General features: G+C 34.3%; 13 protein-coding genes and 1 tRNA gene. 9 read left to right on the top strand and 5 right to left on the bottom strand.

What is annotated here, in order from left to right; translation table 11 throughout:
* Window positions 1-107: 107 nt before the first annotated feature.
* From FNW17_RS01090 to FNW17_RS01065, 6 genes are all read left to right on the top strand, one after another.
* Window positions 108-1322 (top strand): aminotransferase class V-fold PLP-dependent enzyme, encoded by a 1215-nt coding sequence (locus FNW17_RS01090; RefSeq protein ID WP_144070680.1) that lies wholly within the window; start codon window positions 108-110, stop codon window positions 1320-1322.
* Window positions 1323-1333: 11 nt separating this feature from the next.
* Window positions 1334-1768: a hypothetical protein gene (locus tag FNW17_RS01085; protein WP_144070679.1), complete on the top strand. Its 435-nt coding sequence runs from the start codon at window positions 1334-1336 to the stop codon at window positions 1766-1768.
* A gap of 23 nt (window positions 1769-1791) precedes the next feature.
* A complete protein-coding gene (locus FNW17_RS01080; protein ID WP_144070678.1) occupies window positions 1792-2217 on the top strand; it encodes a SufE family protein in 426 nt (141 codons plus the stop codon).
* Window positions 2218-2327: 110 nt separating this feature from the next.
* The gene (locus FNW17_RS01075; protein WP_144070677.1) at window positions 2328-2741 is read left to right on the top strand and encodes a GxxExxY protein; all 414 of its coding nucleotides are present in this window, start codon (window positions 2328-2330) and stop codon (window positions 2739-2741) included.
* A gap of 173 nt (window positions 2742-2914) precedes the next feature.
* Window positions 2915-3238: a DUF59 domain-containing protein gene (locus FNW17_RS01070; protein WP_144070676.1), complete on the top strand. Its 324-nt coding sequence runs from the start codon at window positions 2915-2917 to the stop codon at window positions 3236-3238.
* A gap of 84 nt (window positions 3239-3322) precedes the next feature.
* Window positions 3323-3826, top strand: a complete 504-nt coding sequence (locus FNW17_RS01065; protein WP_143391251.1) for a DUF2480 family protein — start codon at window positions 3323-3325, stop codon at window positions 3824-3826.
* A 287-nt stretch (window positions 3827-4113) separates the two neighbouring features.
* On the opposite strand, the gene FNW17_RS01060 is transcribed toward FNW17_RS01065, so the two are convergent.
* The 5 genes from FNW17_RS01060 to FNW17_RS01040 form a co-directional block, all read right to left on the bottom strand.
* Window positions 4114-4746 carry a hypothetical protein gene (locus tag FNW17_RS01060; RefSeq protein ID WP_144070675.1) on the bottom strand — a complete coding sequence of 211 codons (633 nt, stop codon included), beginning with the start codon at window positions 4744-4746 and terminating at the stop codon, window positions 4114-4116.
* 217 nt (window positions 4747-4963) lie between these two features.
* Window positions 4964-6196: a GTPase HflX gene (gene hflX / locus FNW17_RS01055; RefSeq protein ID WP_144070674.1), complete on the bottom strand. Its 1233-nt coding sequence runs from the start codon at window positions 6194-6196 to the stop codon at window positions 4964-4966.
* 266 nt (window positions 6197-6462) lie between these two features.
* Entirely contained in the window at window positions 6463-7674 is a 1212-nt protein-coding gene (locus tag FNW17_RS01050) for an MFS transporter (protein WP_126563074.1), read from the bottom strand.
* A gap of 95 nt (window positions 7675-7769) precedes the next feature.
* Entirely contained in the window at window positions 7770-8813 is a 1044-nt protein-coding gene (locus FNW17_RS01045; RefSeq protein ID WP_144070673.1) for a Gfo/Idh/MocA family oxidoreductase, read from the bottom strand.
* Window positions 8814-8881: 68 nt separating this feature from the next.
* A complete protein-coding gene (locus FNW17_RS01040) occupies window positions 8882-9949 on the bottom strand; it encodes an NADH:flavin oxidoreductase/NADH oxidase (RefSeq protein WP_144070672.1) in 1068 nt (355 codons plus the stop codon).
* 199 nt (window positions 9950-10148) lie between these two features.
* Here FNW17_RS01040 and rseP point away from each other — a divergent pair, with 199 nt between their 5' ends.
* The 3 genes from rseP (at window position 10149) to FNW17_RS01025 (ending at window position 13171) form a co-directional block, all read left to right on the top strand.
* A complete protein-coding gene (gene rseP / locus FNW17_RS01035; RefSeq protein ID WP_144070671.1) occupies window positions 10149-11495 on the top strand; it encodes an RIP metalloprotease RseP in 1347 nt (448 codons plus the stop codon).
* Between the two features lie 136 nt (window positions 11496-11631).
* A tRNA-Asn gene (locus tag FNW17_RS01030) sits at window positions 11632-11705 on the top strand.
* A gap of 224 nt (window positions 11706-11929) precedes the next feature.
* Window positions 11930-13171, top strand: a complete 1242-nt coding sequence (locus FNW17_RS01025) for a phage integrase SAM-like domain-containing protein (RefSeq protein ID WP_144070670.1) — start codon at window positions 11930-11932, stop codon at window positions 13169-13171.
* The last annotated feature ends 60 nt before the right edge of the window (window positions 13172-13231 follow it).

Here is a 13231-nt window from a genome sequence, read left to right as displayed (position 1 = left end):
AGAATTTTTCTAAATAATGAAAAGTCAATGACAAATTGAATTTTCTAAAAAAATGTTGATTATTGGATTTTTATTCGCCTATAATTGACAGACAAAAAGCAGACAAAATGTTAGACATCAATAAAGTTAGAGCTGATTTTCCGATACTTTCCAGAACTGTAAACGGAAAACCATTGGTTTATTTCGACAACGGAGCCACTTCGCAAAAACCACAATTCGTGATTGATGCGATTTCAAAATATTACCAAGAAATCAATGCCAACATTCATCGTGGCGTGCATACTTTGAGCCAATTGGCAACCGACGCTTATGAAATTTCGCGCGGCAAACTCCAAAATCATATCAATGCAAAATACGCTCACGAAGTGATTTTTACTTCGGGAACAACACACGGAATTAATGCTGTCGCCAATGGATTTGCTTCACTATTAAAAACGGGCGACGAGGTTTTGGTTTCAGCATTGGAACATCATAGCAATATTGTGCCTTGGCAAATGTTATGCGAAAAAACTGGAGCTACCTTGAAAGTGATTCCAATGGATGAAAATGGCGAATTGATAATGGCTGAATACGATAAATTATTGTCGGATAAGACCAAAATCGTAACCGTAAATCATATTTCGAATGCTTTGGGAACTGTGAATCCCATTAAATATATGATTGACAAAGCCCACGAATTTGGTGCTGCAATTTTAATCGATGGCGCACAAGCGGTTCCACATTTGAAACCCGATGTTCAAGCTTTGGATTGTGATTTTTATGTTTTTTCGGGACATAAAATGTGTGGCCCAACAGGTGTTGGAATTTTATACGGAAAAGAAGATTGGCTCAATAAATTACCACCTTATCAAGGTGGTGGCGAAATGATTAAGGAAGTAACTTTCGAGAAAACCACTTATGCTGATTTACCTCATAAATTTGAAGCTGGAACACCTGATGTTGCTGGCGGAATTGTTTTAGGCACAGCTGTAGATTATATGAATTCCATAGGTTTTGACAACATTCAACAACAAGAATTAGAATTATTAGAATATGCCACAAAAAGATTATTGGAAATCGAAGGTTTGAAAATTTATGGCACGGCCAAGGAAAAAACTTCGGTGGTTTCTTTTAACATTGAAGGCATTCATCCGTATGATATTGGAACGATAGTGGACAAATTGGGAATCGCGGTTCGAACTGGACATCATTGTGCCCAACCAATTATGAATTATTTCAACATTCCGGGAACAATTCGGGCTTCGTTTTCGTTTTACAATACCAAAGAAGAAATTGATGTTATGGTCGAAGCTGTGAAAAAAGCACAATTAATGTTGGCTTAAAACAAAAAAACATGAAACTATTTGCAGTACTATTATTGAGCATTTTCCTGAGCAAAAGCTGTGAAGGTCAAACCAAAAATGACTTGAAAACAGCTGTTTTAGAATATAGCGCCAACACTAGAGGTTTCTATCAAAAGATAACGATTCAAGACCAAATGGTCACGATTTCGAAAGACAGAAGTGGCAATGACAAGCTTGTTTCAACAAAAATTTCAGAAAAAGATTGGAAGGAATTGGAGGTTTATTTTGAGACTATCAATTTGGATAGTTTGGAGACTTTAAAAGCACCAACCGAAAAACGTTTTCACGATGGTGCTGCCATTGCCAATTTAGACGTTCAGTATAAAGATAAAACATATCAAACAACCTCTTTTGATCACGGTTATCCGCCGGAAGCCATCAAAAAACTAATTGATAAAATAAATACATTTGCAAAAAAAGAATAATACTGAAATAAATTCAGCATAATATGAGCATAAAAGAAATACAAAACGAAATAATTGACGAGTTTTCGATGTTTGATGATTGGATGCAACGCTATGAATTCATTATCGATTTAGGGAAAAACTTACCTTTGATCCAAGAAGAATACAAAACCGACGATAATATCATCAAAGGATGCCAATCGAAAGTTTGGCTAAAAGGAGAACAAAACGACGACAAAATTGTCTTCACCGCCGATAGTGATGCCATTTTAACCAAAGGAATCATAGCCATATTAATTCGAGTTTTTTCGAACCAAAAAGCAACAGATATTCTGAATGCCGATATGGATTTCATTGACGAAATCGGACTCAAAGAACATTTGTCGCCCACACGAGCCAACGGATTGGTCTCGATGATAAAAAATATAAAAATGTACGCATTGGCATTCGATGCAAAAAAACAACTTTAAACATATAAGTCATTTAAGAATTTTCAAGCTATTAAAAGAATAAAAACTAAGTTCATAAAAGATTTAAAACAGATTCAACAATTAAAAAAAGCAAGCTAATTCATTAAGATATGATTATAACCAGAAGTTATCTCAAAGATTTGGTTTATCAAGTAAATGGAGCGGCAATTGAAGTTCACAAACAAATTGGTCCTGGACTTTTAGAAAGTGTTTATCATAGTTGCATGAAAAAAGAATTAGAGTTAAGAAAAATAAACTTTTCATCTGAACTACAAATTCCATTAAATTATAAAGGATGCGAATTAGAATCAAAACTAAGATGTGATTTATTAATAGAAAATGCACTTGTAGTTGAATTAAAATCAGTTTCAGAAATTAATTCTATTTTTGAAGCACAATTACTAACTTATATGAACTTACTTAAAACCCCAATGGGTTTGTTAATTAATTTTAATGTGAAAAACATTTATTATGAAGGACAAAAAACTATGGTAAATGATTATTACAGAATGCTAGAAGAATAAATGTTTAACATACAAGTCATATAAGTAGTAAGAATATTTTAATATTATATAAAAATGTCTTTTTCTTATATGTCCTTATTTTTCAATACAAACAGGAACTATATTTATCAATAAAAAAACTTATATGACTTATATGTTTAAAAACAGAAACAGTAAATAAAAACAGTAAAATTATGGAACAAGCAGTAGACACCAACCAATTAGGAACTGAAATCGTAGCAAAGCTAAAAACCATCTACGATCCAGAGATTCCTGTCGATATTTACGAATTAGGATTGATTTATGACGTAATGGTCAGCACTGATTTTGAAGTGAAAATCCTGATGACACTTACTTCTCCTAACTGTCCTGTGGCAGAAAGTTTGCCAAGAGAAGTGGAAGAAAAAGTAAAATCGATCGAGCACATCAAAGGAGCTGAGGTAGAAATCACTTTCGACCCGCCTTGGAGCAAAGATTTAATGAGCGAAGAAGCCAAATTAGAATTGGGAATGTTGTAAAATTTGTTTAAAGTTTAAAGTTTAAGGTTGAGCAACTTTAAAACTTTTAAACTCTTAAACTTTTAAACTTTTAAACTCTTCAAAATGGAGGAAATAATAAATAAAGTAGCCAACAGCGCTTTGGAAGTTTTCGATTTAGAAGATTACTATCCAAAGGGATTTCGTGCGCAAATTGATATTTCGCAATGGTTTCTGGAAGGATTTTTGTTGAAGGAAAAAGACTTTAGAGAACATCTCAAAAATCACGATTGGTCGCAATATCAAGATCAATATGTCGCCATCAATTGCAGCACAGATGCTGTTTTTCCGGCTTGGGCTTCTGTTTTGGTTGCTATACAACTGGCTCCTTTTGCCAAGAAAATAGTGAATGGAACCATTGAAGATTTAGACTCTTCATTATACGAGGAACTCCTTTCTAAAATAGATTTTTCAGTTTACGCCAACAAAGCCGTAATTATAAAAGGCTGTTCGAAAAAACCAGTTCCAATACGCGCTTATATTTTGGCCGCGCATTATTTACAACCTTTTGCCAGAAGTATTATGTATGGAGAAGCTTGTTCGGCAGTACCGCTTTTTAAGAAGAAATAAACTTCTTATAAAAACCTATTCTAACCATTTACGACGACAGTGCTTATCAAGGATTTCAAACCCGAGAAGTCTTTGGTTTAGGAGTTAATTACGGGTTTTAGAATCTATATTAGAATCCATTTTGAAATAGGAGTTCAAAAGGGATATTTGGTTTGTGTAACGGAATGCTTCTTTGTGATGAAGTGTGGTTCGTAACCTTTCCATTTTTCTGCTTTATAGAAAATATGATCCGAAACGATAATTCCAATAAATCATAAACTATTTCAAAAACAGCTATTGCCAACTGACTATTTTATCAGATTTCTTTTTTTTTCTATTTTTAAAAACTTACGAGTTAAAAAAATAAAAACTCCTCCCAAGAATATCTTTACTAAAGCAACCCAATAATTATAAGGCTCTTCAATCTGCTTTAAATTTTCGGTATTGGTAATTTCTATGGAATTAAAAAACTTTTCTTTAGCTTTTATGTCGTAGGATTGGACTTTTGAATAAATAAAAATATATGTTATGTCATTTAGATATAAAATCAAAGTTTCTGCGCTATCTTTTTCTGATTTTTTTTCTTTGAAAATTAGCTTATAAGCATTATAATTTTTAAATTTTATTTGAATTGAATCTTTAAAAAATAATCCTTTTTTTGCCATAGCTTTTATTTGAAAACTTGCGATTATTTTATAATTTTTCCATAACTCTTTTTCACTTTCTGGAAGTTGACTTTTAACCAAAGTTTCCACACGCATTGCTACATATGAATCTTCATTTGAATTCAAATAAAAAGCTCTAAGTTTTGCTTCCTTTGTAACTTCATTAATTGTTTCTGTTTTTCCGAAAAATCTAACCGCAACATTGTTGTCAATCTTTGTTTGGTTATTAATAAGTAACGGTAATATTAGAATTACGAATGTTATATATTTAATCATATTCTGTTTTTAGCTATATGTTTAGTTTGCTTGTAACTCGTATATAATCGAGACGAACCTTCAATTAAGTAGATCCACAAAGGTGTGTTTTATATTATATTCCTCCCAAATATATTCATTTTTTCTTACAAAATACTAAAAAAATCTGGGACATTTCCAAAAAAAATCCCCGATGAAAAATTCAAAAGGGATTGTAGTACTTTATATTTTGGGAAAATTATTCTTTTTCTTCTTTCTCCACAGCATCCTTATAATCTGGATACAAAAACTTGTTGTACGGAAAACGAGTGATGTGAATTTGTCTCACGGCTTCGTATACACGTTCCCGAAATTCCTCAAAATTTTCTTTCTCTGTAGCAGAAATAAACAAGGCATTTTCTTCGCCCACACGACTCATCCAAGTTGTTTTCCATTCTTCGAGTGTGAAGTGACGAGGTGTCTTTTCGGTGATTAAATCGTCATCGTCAATGGTCAAATGTTTGTAAGCATCAATTTTATTGAAAACCATAATTACTGGTTTATCATTTGCTTTTATATCCAATAAAGTTTGGTTTACAGATGCGATATGATCTTCGAATTCTGGATGCGAAATATCGACAACGTGCAATAACAAATCGGCTTCACGAACCTCATCGAGCGTACTTTTGAAAGAATCGACTAATTGTGTTGGCAATTTTCGAATAAATCCAACTGTATCTGAAAGTAAGAAAGGCAAGTTTTTGATGACCACTTTTCGAACGGTAGTATCTAATGTGGCGAAAAGTTTGTTCTCTACGAAAACATCGCTTTTGCCAATGGCATTCATCAAAGTTGATTTTCCAACATTGGTATAACCTACCAAAGCCAAACGAACCATTGCGCCACGATTGCCTCTTTGGGTTCCCATTTGCTTGTCGATGGCTTTTATTTTTTCTTTCAATAACGAAATTCGGTCACGAACAATACGTCTATCGGTTTCAATCTCCGTTTCTCCAGGTCCACGCATCCCGATTCCCCCTTTTTGACGTTCTAAGTGTGTCCACAAACCAGATAATCTTGGTAATAAATAGATACATTGTGCCAATTCTACCTGCGTTCTGGCATATGAAGTTTCGGCTCTTTGGGCAAAAATATCAAGGATAAGATTGGTTCTATCGAGGATTTTACAATCTATGATTTTGGAAATATTTTTTTGTTGGGAAGGCGTCAATTCATCATCGAATACCAAACTCGAAATGTCATTTTCTTTGACATAAAGATTGATTTCGTCAATTTTCCCAGTACCAAGAAATGTTTTGGGATTGGGTTTATCCATTTTTTGCCAAAAACGTTTCACCACTTCACCACCAGCTGTAAAGGTTAAAAACTCCAATTCGTCTAGATATTCTTTGAGTTTATCCTCACTTTGGTTTTGAGTTACGACACCAACAATAGCCGTTTTTTCAAAATTTATTATTTCTTTTTCTAACATAACTTTTAATAAGCAACAAATTTAATGATTTACGAGGGACTTATGGACATTGCATCGAAATCATTAAGGGTTAAAACATAAATTTTCACTTTGACCGCAGATTCACAGATTTCTTTTTTGAATCTTTATTTTATGATTTCAGAAAGATTGATTTCGAATAAATCAGCTAAAATCAGTCCGTTTTATTTTGAAATATTTTTTAAAATCAGCGACCCGAGCGATAGCGAATTGATGAAATAATCTGTGGTAAAATAACTCAAGTATTTTTATTCCATTGCTTTCACTCTTTTGACTAAGAAGGCGATCAAAATTCCGAACATTCCAATAAAAGCAAATGAAAATTGCAAACCAAATAGTTCCGAAATATGACCAATAACGGGAGGTCCCATCAAAAACCCAAGGAAACTCACGCTAGAAACAGCGGTCAAAGCTTCGCCTGTTGGAATCGTTGGATGTTTTCCCGCAATGCTGTAAAGTGTAGGAATAACGGTAGAAACGCCCAAACCTACAATCATAAAAGCGATAGTACACGGAATGATATAAGGGAAAATTACAGCCATATACAAGCCCGAAGAAATCATAACACCACTAATTTGCATCACTGTTTTCCGCCCAAATTTATTGATTAAATAGTCTCCAAAAAATCGTCCGCTAGCCATCATTATCATAAAAGAAGTATAACCAATAATGATTAATGGACCAGGTGCTTTGACGACATCTTTGAAATAAACACCACTCCAATCGAACATAATTCCTTCGCTCGCCATACTACAAAAACCAATAACACCCAACAAAACCAAAGACATATCTGGTTTTCTGAATGTTTTTTTCTTTTCGACACGAACTTTTTCTTTGGCTTTTATTAAATACTTGACGTTGATGCCCACCAAAGCTAATACTACAAATGCCACAATAACAAAGTGCATATAAGTCGTGATTTTTAGTGCCAACATTCCCAGTCCAACTATAGCTCCTGTGAATCCTGCCAAACTCCACATTCCGTGAAACGAAGACATAATTGCTCTCCTGAAAAGTCCTTCGGTATAAATTCCTTGAGTATTTATAGAAATGTTGGTCAAATTGCCAAAGATTCCAAAGAAAACCAATCCTAGAGCCAATTGCCATGCATTTTGTGCCAGTCCGATATTGGTTAAACTAAAAGCATATAGTAAAGCTGAAAGTGTGAGAATGCGATCGCTTCCAAAACGAGTAACTAGTTTTCCCGAAAAAAACATCATTGTCAACTGTCCGACTGGCAATGCAAAAAGAATGGTTCCTAGTTCGCCATCACTCAACTGCAAATCGGCTTTGATGTTTGGAATTCGGCTTGCCCAAGTGGCAAAAGATAAACCCATACCAAAATAAAACATCGAAACTGCCCAACGAATTCGGTTTAAATACGATTGTTTGGCGTCTCGATACGTTTTCTTGTATTTGCCTTTCGCTTTGTAAATACCGATAAAATTAAAATACTGCAAATCGTTTTGTTTTAAAATTGAATCTACAAAAGTACAAAATCAATACGTCCCTATTGGCTATTTCGTTTATAAACCGAACATTACAACGTTATTGTTTATAAGTCGATTGTTTTCTTTTGCTCGTTACTTAGAAAAGCCGCTTCAATAATTCGCATCACATTGACACCATCTTGAGCAGTTACAGGCTCGGTTTTATCATTTGCAATAGCTTGATGCACCCCTTCAAAGAAGTCGTAATAATTTCCTTGAAGCGTGGGTACTTTTTCTTTTATAATTTTGCCGTCGATTTCAGTGTGCAAAAGTCCTTCATGACCTTCTTTTTCAGTTCCCCAAGTGGTTAAATTAGGTTTTTTTCCTATTTTCAATTCGTCTTCTTGCACATCGCCACGCGATTTTAGAAAAGAACCTTTCTTGCCGTGAATCACATAAGAAGGATTGGGTTCTCTTACAAAAAATCCTGCTTTCAATCGTATTCTTAGATTCGAATAAAATAGTAAAATATCTAAATAATCGTCGATTACGGTTTGGTCTCTTGTGAATCGAATATCAGCAAAAACGGCATTGGGCAAACCAAACAAATACAAGGCTTGGTCGATAATATGTGGCCCCAAATCTTTCATAATTCCAGAACCCGAATTGACGGTTTCCTTGTGCACTTTTGGACTCAAAACAGGATTGTAACGGTCAAAATGAAATTCGGCTTCGACAATTTCGCCCAACAATTTCGAATCCAGAATTTTCTTCACGGTTTTGAGTTCACTGTCCCATCTTCTGTTTTGAAAAACAGACAATTTCAATCCTTTTTCTTTGGCCAAGGCAGCTAATTCAATAGCTTCGGCAACATTTGATGTAAAAGATTTTTCGACAATGGCATGTTTTCCGGCGAGCAACACTTTTTTGGCATACTCAAAATGGGTGTCGATTGGTGTGTTTACAATAACCAAATCGATGCTTTTGTCCTCCAAAATAGATTCCAAGCTAGGAAAACTTTTGACTTCAGGATAATCTTCTTGAATTAGTTTTTTGCTTCTTTCCCAAGAACCTAAAAGTTCAAAACCAGGATGAAGTTCTAGAAACGGAGCGTGAAAAACTTTTCCCGACATTCCGTAAGATAACAGTGCTGTTTTTATTATTTGCATTTTGTTTGTTTTTATGTCTAATTCTAGTTTTAACATTAAACTTAAATGACTAATTACTTAATTTATGTTTAAATTTTAGCTCTTTCGTATTGTTTTGGCCAAGGCACATTCACGCCAAGTTCTTTGGCAAAATCCAAAGCTAAATTTGGGTTTCTTAAAGATTCTCTGGCGAACAAAACCAAATCGGCTTTTCCGTCAGCAATGATGGCTTCTGCTTGATGGGCATCGGTGATTAAACCGACTGCTCCCGTTAAAATCCCCGTTTCTTTTTTGATGCTGCCGGCAAAAGGAACTTGATAACTCGGTCCCAACGGAATTTGCTGATGCGAAACTAATCCACCCGAAGAAACGTCTATCAAGTCCACGCCCTTTTCTTTCAATAGTTGAGAAAGTTGTACTGATTCCTCGATGTTCCATCCGCCATCCGCCCAATCTGTGGCAGAAATTCTAATGAACAAAGGCAAATTGGCTGGCCATTCGGATTGTACCGCTTCGAGCACTTCTAACGTAAAACGAATTCTGTTTTCGAAACTTCCGCCGTATTCATCAGTTCTAAAGTTAGTCAGAGGTGATAGAAACTGGTGCAACAAATATCCGTGAGCTGCGTGAATTTCGACCACTTGAAAACCGGCTTTCAAAGCTCTTTTGGTAGCCAATTTAAAATCGGAAATTACTTTCTGGATTCCTTTTTTGTCTAAAGCAATTGGGGCTTTTTCGTTCGAATGATTGCTTATCGCACTTGGAGCAACTGGATCCCAACCTCCATTGAATTCGTCCAATCTTTTATTGCCGTTCCAAGGTTCCGACATACTTGCTTTTCTTCCAGCGTGTGCCAATTGAATTCCAGAAATCGCATTTTGGGAAAGTATAAACTGATTTATGGCTTGCATTTTTTCAATATGATCGTCTTTCCAAAGGCCTAAATCACTTGGAGAAATTCGACCTTCGGGAGAAACTGAAGTTGCCTCTTGAATGATTAAAGCTGCGCCTCCACTAGCTCGGCTTCCTAAATGTACGAGATGCCAATCGTTGGCAAAACCGTCTTCTGAGGAATATTGGCACATTGGCGAAATCGCAATTCTGTTTTTGAAAGTGAGGTTTTTTATTTGAATAGGTGAAAATAATTGGACAGGCATATTGTTTATTTTATTAGGAAATTGAATCTTCGTAGCTTTAGAATATGTAACAGAAAGTAAAGTTAAGGGACATTTGGTAAACTAAAAAAGGAAAAGGCACAATTATTAACAAATAATTATCGTCTGGGAAAAAGGAAACCTTTGGAACTAAAATAGAAAACCTTACTTTTGTGCGCTATACAAAATTTAAAAACAAGAAATGGAAATAGTTATCAAGCTTTCTCAATTTTTATTGAGCTTATCATTACTGATTATATTACACGAATTAGGACATTTTATTCCTGCCAAAATATTTAAAACCCGAGTGGAAAAATTCTACTTGTTTTTTGACGTAAAATATTCATTGCTTAAAAAGAAAATTGGTGAAACCGAATACGGAATCGGCTGGTTGCCTCTTGGTGGTTATGTAAAAATATCAGGAATGATTGACGAAAGTATGGACAAAGAACAAATGGCTTTGCCTCCGCAACCTTGGGAATTTCGTTCGAAACCAGCTTGGCAACGTTTAATTATTATGTTGGGTGGTGTTACCGTAAATTTTATTTTGGCCTTTATCATTTACATCGGAATGGCTTATGCTTATGGCGATATTTACCTCAACAACTCCGAATTGAAAGATGGAATTTGGGTTACTAGTCCTGTTGTAGAAAGTGTAGGAATCAAAACTGGAGATCAAATTGTATCGATTGATGGAAAAAAAATAGAACGATTTGTTCCCTCAGTTTCTATGGATATTTTAACTTCAAAAGTTGTAGTTGTTAAAAGAAATGGAGAGGAAATAAACATCAATATGCCCGTAAATTTTATTGGCAAATTTTTAGATTCTGATAAAAAAGGCGTGATTACTTTAAGAATGCCATTTGTAGTGGGTGAGCTTTCTGATACTTCTAAAAACAAAGAAGTTTTAAAACCAAAAGATATGATCGTTTCTCTAAATGGAACTCCAATAAAATATTTTGACCAAGCGGCTGTGATATTAAATGCCAATAAAGGCAAAAAAATACCTGCTGTTGTATTAAGAAATCTAAAAGAAACTCCTATCACCGTTGAAGTTAATAACGAAGGAAAACTACGCGTTGGTTTGGGTTCTTTGACAGAAGATAACTTGGAAAAATTGGGCTATTATAAATTCAGTAAAGAAAACTATAGCTTTATAGAGTCAATACCAGTAGGAATCGAAAAAGGAAAAGATCAATTGATGGGCTATGGAAAACAATTGAAATTGATTTTCAACCCAGACACAGGTGCTTATAAAGGAGTTGGAGGATTTGCGGCCATTTATAATATTTTTCCTAGCAGTTGGAGCTGGGAGATATTTTGGAACATTACTGCTTTGTTGTCGATAATGCTTGGTGTGATGAATTTATTACCAATTCCGGCTCTTGATGGAGGTCACGTTATGTTTTTATTATACGAAATGATTAGTGGTCGAAAACCTAGCGACAAGTTCTTAGAGAACGCCCAAATGATTGGTTTCTTTCTACTTATCACTTTGTTATTGTTTGCTAATGGGAATGATATTTACAAAGCAATTGTTGGGAAATAATTTTTTTCAATATTTTTTTCAATTTAGTTTGCAAAAATTAAATTTAGCACTATATTTGCAACCGCTTAAACAAACAACAATTACTAGTTAAAGCGACATAAAACGTTCATTCAAAAAAAGAATAATAAATACAGTTTCCTTCTTAGCTCAGTTGGTTAGAGCATCTGACTGTTAATCAGAGGGTCCTTGGTTCGAGCCCAAGAGAGGGAGCTTTTTAAAAAGACTTTACAGCAATGTAAGGTCTTTTTTGTTTTAAAGCAGTAATGAAATCGGGACTTCACGGCGATTCAGTAGAGAATAGAGATTTTTTGACTTCTGCCAACTTGCCAACTTATTTTGCAAAAAAAGGCAACATATTAGGCATCATCTCTTTTTCTAAAAGGCATCACTTTTTTTATCGTAACCATTTGCATGTCTGACTAAAACAAAAAGTTATGACAACAGACAATTTAAAAATTCTATTTATTGAAGGAAAGAATAGAAAAAACAAGAAGAATCAATCTCCATTATTTTGCCGACTAACCCTAAATGGGAATAGAAAACAGCTTAGCACAGGCATTAATATTGAGTCCGAGCATTGGGATACCAAGAACCAAGTAATTCTAAAATCCCATAAATCTGCAATTCTATACAACTCTCAGCTTGACAAAATAAAATCCAAGATCAGTAGCATCTACATGATTTTACAATTACAGGAAAATCCTTTTTCTATTGAAGACATTCACGGCAAATACTTAGGCAAAGAACTAAAGAAAAGTGAATTTATTCTCTCCTACTACAAACAGTATCTCTCCAAAATTGAAAAACTGGTAGGACGAGAAATCAAAGACAATACCTATAGCAAGTTCGTTTATGTAGGCAACCATTTAGAAGCTTTCCTAAAATGGAAATATAAGAAAACAGATTACCCACTAAAAGAACTAAGTCTGCAGTTTCTAAGTGATTTTGACTACTATTTAAAGACCGAGAAAAAACAAGAACAAATTACTGTTAACAAAACCATTCAAAGGCTTAGAACTCCAATAAAACAAGCCATTTCAGAAGGGTATTTAGACAGAGATCCGTTTATACTTCACAAGTCCAAAACAGTTCGTAAAACAGTTATTTTTCTTACTACAGAAGAACTCAAAACCCTTGAAAAAGCAGTATTGCAACAAAAAAGATTAAGCACAATTCAAGACTTATTCATTTTCTGTTGTTACACAGGATTAGCGTATAACGAAATGACAAATCTTGAGAAGCAAAACATCCAAATAGGTTTTGATAACATTAACTGGATTCAGATGAAACGAGAAAAAACACAACGTCTAATCTCAATTCCAATCCTTCCAAAATATAATGTTGAAACTGGAGAATTGGTCAACTCATACGTTGATTTAGTTAGTGCAGCTAATGCAGTCAATGCAAATAAAAGAAGCATAAGCAATGTTTGTTTGCATACCAACAAAACTTGTAAAGGTTATAATTGGAGTTACTCTAGTACAATTGAATCTAAATCAATCTCTGATTTGAGAAGAAAAACAGTTAATCAAATTTCTTTAGATGGTGAAATTGTAGCTTGCTATGAGTCAGCATCAGAAGCATCTAGAAAATCAGGACTTTCAAAAACCTGTATTGCAAGGTGCTGTCGTGGAGAAAGAGAACAATCAGGAGGATTTCTTTGGAAGTACTCCTAAAATTAAAGGTGGTGTAAAAACCGCCTTTTTTTGTTTTAATAAATCTTGAAACCATATTAT

This window comes from Flavobacterium franklandianum (genome assembly GCF_007097365.1).
In the GTDB taxonomy this organism is placed as follows: Bacteria; Bacteroidota; Bacteroidia; order Flavobacteriales; family Flavobacteriaceae; genus Flavobacterium; species Flavobacterium franklandianum.
This window is presented reverse-complemented; position numbering and strand designations above follow the sequence as displayed.